The organism is Nakamurella sp., assembly GCF_048594475.1.
In the GTDB taxonomy this organism is placed as follows: Bacteria; Actinomycetota; Actinomycetes; order Mycobacteriales; family Nakamurellaceae; genus Nakamurella.
On sequence record NZ_JBMDXT010000432.1, the window covers coordinates 1 to 3,929 of the forward strand.

General features: G+C 73.3%; 3 protein-coding genes and 1 pseudogene. 1 reads left to right on the forward strand and 3 read right to left on the reverse strand.

Annotated features, from left to right (window positions below; genetic code table 11):
* Nucleotides 1-196: 196 nt before the first annotated feature.
* The 3 genes from lipA to lipB all read right to left on the reverse strand — a co-directional run bounded on the left by lipA (nt 197) and on the right by lipB (nt 3,259).
* Complete coding sequence (lipA, locus tag ACOJUF_RS19665; RefSeq protein WP_420123512.1) at nt 197-1,126, reverse strand: lipoyl synthase; 930 nt, start codon at nt 1,124-1,126, stop codon at nt 197-199.
* Nucleotides 1,127-1,149: 23 nt separating this feature from the next.
* Entirely contained in the window at nt 1,150-2,313 is a 1,164-nt protein-coding gene (locus ACOJUF_RS19670) for a hypothetical protein (RefSeq protein WP_420123513.1), read from the reverse strand.
* Nucleotides 2,314-2,515: 202 nt separating this feature from the next.
* A complete protein-coding gene (lipB, locus tag ACOJUF_RS19675) occupies nt 2,516-3,259 on the reverse strand; it encodes a lipoyl(octanoyl) transferase LipB (RefSeq protein ID WP_420123514.1) in 744 nt (247 codons plus the stop codon).
* A gap of 105 nt (nt 3,260-3,364) precedes the next feature.
* Here lipB and ACOJUF_RS19680 point away from each other — a divergent pair.
* Nucleotides 3,365-3,929 (forward strand): annotated as a pseudogene (locus tag ACOJUF_RS19680) (hypothetical protein); the annotation flags it as partial.

Genomic DNA, 3,929 nt, shown 5'->3' on the forward strand with positions numbered 1-3,929 from the left:
TGCGCTGCATCTGGAACGCCTGCCAGAGCTGGCTGCGGCGCTCCTTGGCGGCGGCGCGCTTCTCGGCCTTGGCCGCCTTCTTCGCTTCCTTCGATGGTTTCGCGGAGGAGCCGGACCCGGCGGCGTTCTTGGCCATGGGCACCAGCTTAGTGCCCCGGGTCCGGCTCGGCTGCGACGCCGACGGACGCGACTGCGGTCAGCTCACCGACGGCTGCTGCGCCTGCTCGCGCGCGGTGCGGGCTTCCGCACCCTGCCGGTAGAGGGTGCCGGCCCGGTAGGACGACCGGACCAGCGGGCCGGACATCACGCCGGCGAAGCCGATGGTCTTGGCCTCCTCGGCGAGCTCGACGAACTCCTGCGGCTTGACCCAGCGCTCCACCGGATGGTGCCGGGGAGTCGGGCGCAGGTACTGCGTGATGGTGACCAGGTCGCACCCGGCGTCGTGCATGTCCTGCAGCGCCTGGGAGATCTCCTCGCGGGTCTCGCCCATGCCCAGGATCAGGTTCGACTTGGTCACCATGCCGGCCGCGCGTCCCTGGCTGATCACGTCCAGCGACCGCTCGTACCGGAAGGCGGGGCGGATCCGCTTGAAGATCCGCGGGACCGTCTCCAGGTTGTGCGCGAACACCTCCGGCTTGGCCTCGAACACCTGGTTCAGCAGCTCGGGGTGGCCGGAGAAGTCCGGGGTGAGAATCTCCACCCCGGTCTGCGGGGCCTGGGCGTGCACCTGACGGATCGTCTCGGCGTACAGCCAGGCCCCCTCGTCCGGCAGGTCGTCCCGGGTGACGCCGGTGATCGTCGCGTACCGCAGGTCCATGCTGGCGATGGACTCGGCGACCCGGCGGGGCTCGTCCCGGTCGAGCTCACCGGGCTTGCCGGTGTCGATCAGGCAGAAGTCGCACCGCCGGGTGCACTGGTCGCCCCCGATGAGGAAGGTCGCCTCGCGGTCCTCCCAGCACTCGTAGATGTTCGGGCAGCCGGCCTCCTGGCAGACGGTGTGCAGACCCTCGCGCTTGACCAGGCTCTGCAGCTGCTCGAACTCAGGACCCGTGCGCATCCGGGTCTTGATCCACTCGGGCTTCTTCTCGATCGGCGTCGCCGCGTTCCGGACCTCCAGGCGCAGCATCTTCCGCCCCTCGGGGGCAAGTGTCACGGTGTGTCTCCCGCCTTCTTCCGAGCCGCTTCCTTGGCCGCCTCGGCCTGCTCGGCGGCTGCCTTCTTCACGGCCTCACGGGCCTTGTCCGCCTGATCCGCCAGATTCTGCGCGGTGCCGGAGGTCTTCGTCGCGGCCTTGTCGGCCGTCGCGTTGACCTTGTCCGCGGCCGCGTCGGCGGCGGAACCGGCCGCATCGGCCGCCTTGCCCGCCGCGTCGGAGACGGAATCGGCGGCGTCCTGCGCCTTGTCGGCGGCGGTGTCGGCGGCCTTGTCGGTCGCCTCCTTGGCCGCGTCCGCCGCGTCCGCGGCCTTGTCCTTGGCCGTGTCGGCCAGATCGGCGGCCTTGTCCTTGGCCGTGTCGGCGAGGTCGGCGGCCTTGTCCTTCACGGCGTCGACCGCGTCGGCGGCCTTGTCCTTGGCGGTGTCCAGGGCGTCGGCGGCCTTGTCCTTGGCGGTCGCCACGGCGTCGGAGACCTTGTCCGCGGCCTTGTCCAGCGGGCTCGCGGCCGGCTTGCTCGGCGGCGTGTACGTCGGCGCCGGTGCGTTGTCCGGCGGCGGCGTCCCGCCCGCGCGCAGCTTCTTGAAGGCGTACGCACCGCCGCCGGCGACCACGCCGATGATCAGCAGGTTGCGCACCCGGTGCGACTTGCGGCCCGACTTGGCCTCGGCCTTCGCCGCGGCCTTGTTGGCCGCCTTGCTGGCCTTGGCCGCCTGCGCGCCGGCCGCGGTCAGCGCCTGGGCCAGGGTCGCCTGGCCCTTCTCCTGGACGACCTGGGCGACGTCGGCCACCTGCGACTGGCCCTTTTTGGCCTGCTTCTTGGCCTGCTTCGTCGCCTGGGCCTGCACGACCTTGGCCTGCTGGACCGCCTTGGCCTGCGCGATCTTGGCCTGCTTGGAGGCGACCGCCGCGGCCTTCTTCGACGTCTTGCGGGCCGTTCGCCGGGCGCGGCGGCCCAGCTTGGCGGCGGTCTGCTCGAGCTGCTCGCCGGCCTTCTCGACGTAGGGCGTCGCGGCGTGCGCGGCCTCACCGGCGAGCGACGCGGCCTTGCTCGCCGCGTCGTGGGTCACGTCGGCCACCTTGTCGGCGACCAATTCCGCGATCTCCCCGGCCTTGTTGGCCAGGTCGTGCGCGGCAGACCGTCGGCTGCTCCTGCTCATCAAAAACTCCTCATCGTTGATCGGCGCCACCCGACTGAACCGGGCAGGTCGCCGAGGCGGCGAGCCCTCCGTCCGGGTTCCCCGCCCTCGCTGTCCCCACACGGCCCGACGGCGCGGGAGGCAGGCCACCGGCGTCGTCAGCTCGCGCTGATCATTGTTCCATCTTGCGGATCGGGGCGCTCCGGGCCCGGCCGGCCGGCGATCAGGAACCGACCGAACCGGTCAGCAGGGGATCCAGCCGCCAGTTCACCCCGGCCGCCGGCGGCGGCGCCGGCTCGCGTTCCTCGGGCACCGGGGTGTCGAGGGCGCCGTCGAAGCCCTGACGCAGCCGGCGCTCGACCACGTCGACGACGTCGTCCACGGTGACCGGCCGCCCCAGCTCGACGCTGAGCGAGGTGACCCCGGCATCGGTGATGCCGCAGGGGACGATCCGGTCGAACCAGGTCAGGTCGGGATCGCAGTTCAGGGCGAAGCCGTGCACCGTCACGTTCCGGGCGACCCGGACCCCGATCGCGGCCACCTTGCGGTCCGGGCGGGCACCGTCGGCCGGCAGCCAGACGCCGCTGCGCCCGGCCACCCGGATCGTCTCCAGGCCGAGGTCCGTGCAGGCGCTGACCAGGATGTGCTCCAGCAGCCGGATGTAGGCGACCAGATCGACCGGGGTGGCGAGCTTGACGATCGGGTAGCCGACCAGCTGTCCGGGCCCGTGCCAGGTGATCCGGCCGCCCCGGTCGACGTCGACCACCGGGGTGCCGTCGTCGGGGCGGTCGGCGGGCCGGGTGCGCTTGCCGGCCGTATAGACGGGAGGGTGCTCGAGCAGCAGGATCGTGTCGCCGCCGGTGCCGGCCACCCGATCGGCGGCCAGGTCCCGCTGCCGCTGCCACGCCTGCTCGTAGTCGACCGTGCCGCACCGCTCGATGCGGACCGGGTCCGTGTCCTCACGCATGAGGTGACGGTACGCCGCAGCGGGTTGCGGCCGCATCGCGCCGCTCTGACCTGCACATTGTGGACAACTCGGAGGGGAGGGGGGTGCGGCGCCTAGCGTGACCGCATGGGATTCGCGATGGCCGGGTACCGGGCGGTCGACCACGTCGGCGGCGGTCGTCCCGGGCCGTCCGGACTCCGGGCCTCGCCCTTCTGGCGGGCCGAGGACGCCCGCACGCTCGAGGACGTCGCGCTCACCGTCCTGCCGGTCGAGGCGGTCGACATCGTGCGGGAGGCGGTCGGAGCGGCGGGGGCCGCCCGGCACCCGCACCTGCTGCCGGTCGCCGACGTCGTCGAGGACGGCACCCGGCTGGCCCTGGTCGCGCCGTGGCCGCGGGGTGGCCGCCTGGCCGAGCTGGTGCGCCGCCGCGGGGTGCTCACGGCGGGTGAGACGGTCACGGTGCTGCTGCCGGTCGCCGCCGCGCTGGCCGCCGTGCACGCCCAGGGTCTGCGGCACGGCTGGGTGTGTCCGGAGTCGATCTGGTTGGACACCCGCGGCCGCCCGTTGCTGGGACCCGCCGCGATCGGGCCGGTGGTCGCCGTCGTGGCCGGGCCGGCCGCCCTCGGCTGCGCCGACGTCGCCCCGGAGGTCGTCCGGTCGAGCCGGTCCGGGCCCCCCGGGCCGGCGGCCC

Bases quoted from the DNA above. Each gene is read 5' to 3' on its own strand.
- lipA (WP_420123512.1), bottom strand. From the start codon at position 1,126: ATGCTGCGCCTGGAGGTCCGGAACGCGGCGACGCCGATCGAGAAGAAG.
- ACOJUF_RS19670 (WP_420123513.1), bottom strand. From the start codon at position 2,313: ATGAGCAGGAGCAGCCGACGGTCTGCCGCGCACGACCTGGCCAACAAG.
- lipB (WP_420123514.1), bottom strand. From the start codon at position 3,259: ATGCGTGAGGACACGGACCCGGTCCGCATCGAGCGGTGCGGCACGGTC.